Source organism: Paenibacillus sp. TSM33 (genome assembly GCF_056099025.1).
Genome location: NZ_JBLZXB010000025.1, coordinates 1 through 1,556 on the forward strand (window position 1 = coordinate 1; position 1,556 = coordinate 1,556).

Below are 1,556 nucleotides of genomic sequence, written 5' to 3' on the forward strand. Positions count from 1 at the left end.
CCTACATGAAGTCGGAATTGCTAGTAATCGCGGATCAGCATGCCGCGGTGAATACGTTCCCGGGTCTTGTACACACCGCCCGTCACACCACGAGAGTTTACAACACCCGAAGTCGGTGAGGTAACCGCAAGGGGCCAGCCGCCGAAGGTGGGGTAGATGATTGGGGTGAAGTCGTAACAAGGTAGCCGTATCGGAAGGTGCGGCTGGATCACCTCCTTTCTATGGAGAATCGTTTCCTGCGATGGAAACATTCAAATATGAAGCATAAGCTTCAAAATTACTCACTCGTTGCTCAGTTTTGAGAGTTCAAACTCTCAAGCGTTTGGTGGCGATAGCGGAGGGGTTCCACACGTACCCATCCCGAACACGACCGTTAAGCCCTCCAGCGCCGATGGTACTTGGACCGCAGGGTCCTGGGAGAGTAGGACGCCGCCAAGCGCAACCACTAAAGAAGGATTTTTTTGGTGGTTTATTATGGGCCCTTAGCTCAGCTGGTTAGAGCGCACCCCTGATAAGGGTGAGGTCGGTGGTTCGAGTCCACTAGGGCCCACCATAAATTTTATATTTTTTTTGGGGCCATAGCTCAGCTGGGAGAGCGCCTGCCTTGCAAGCAGGAGGTCAGCGGTTCGATCCCGCTTGGCTCCACCAAATGATTTATCATTGCACCTTGAAAACTGGATACCGAAACGAAATTGCGTTTTAGAATATTCCTTTAAGCTGATCTTGTGTAAACAAGTGAAATAAAGGTAGCAAATAAGGAAAGATATTTTGCTTTTAGCAAAAATCATTCTTTATTGAACATCGACATTTTCTTTCTGTGAAAGAAAAGTCTAGGTTAAGCTACAAAGAGCACACGGAGGATGCCTAGGCGCCAGGAGCCGACGAAGGACGTGGCGAACAACGATAAAGCCTCGGGGAGCTGTAAGCAAGCTTTGATCCGGGGATGTCCGAATGGGGAAACCCGGCTGTCTTCATCGACAGTCACTACTCACTGAATTCATAGGTGAGTGAGAGGCAGACCAGGGGAACTGAAACATCTAAGTACCCTGAGGAAGAGAAAACAATAGTGATTCCGTCAGTAGCGGCGAGCGAACGCGGATTAGCCCAAACCAAGGAGCTTGCTCCTTGGGGTTGTGGGACGTCTCACATGGAGTTACAAAGGAACCGGTTAGATGAAGAGGTCTGGAAAGGCCCGCCAGAGAAGGTAAAAGCCCTGTAGTTCAAAACCCGTTCCCTCCGAGACGGATCCCGAGTAGTGCGGGGCACGTGAAACCCCGTATGAATCCGGCAGGACCATCTGCCAAGGCTAAATACTCCCTGGCGACCGATAGTGAAGCAGTACCGTGAGGGAAAGGTGAAAAGCACCCCGGAAGGGGAGTGAAATAGATCCTGAAACCGTGTGCTTACAAGAAGTCAGAGCCCATTTTAGGGGTGATGGCGTGCCTTTTGTAGAATGAACCGGCGAGTTACGTTCCCGTGCAAGGTTAAGGTGAAGAGCTGAAGCCGCAGCGAAAGCGAGTCTGAATAGGGCGAATGAGTACGTGGACGTAGACCCG

At 50.9% G+C, this 1,556-nt stretch carries 2 tRNA genes and 3 rRNA genes; all 5 read left to right on the forward strand.

Annotated features, from left to right (window positions below):
- Positions 1 to 219: ribosomal RNA gene (locus ACN6NF_RS25465) — 16S ribosomal RNA — on the forward strand; the annotation flags it as partial.
- A gap of 102 nt (positions 220 to 321) precedes the next feature.
- Positions 322 to 438 (forward strand): 5S ribosomal RNA (gene rrf, locus ACN6NF_RS25470).
- Between the two features lie 38 nt (positions 439 to 476).
- Positions 477 to 553, forward strand: a tRNA-Ile gene (locus ACN6NF_RS25475).
- A 19-nt stretch (positions 554 to 572) separates the two neighbouring features.
- A tRNA-Ala gene (locus tag ACN6NF_RS25480) sits at positions 573 to 648 on the forward strand.
- Between the two features lie 185 nt (positions 649 to 833).
- Positions 834 to 1,556: ribosomal RNA gene (locus ACN6NF_RS25485) — 23S ribosomal RNA — on the forward strand; the annotation flags it as partial.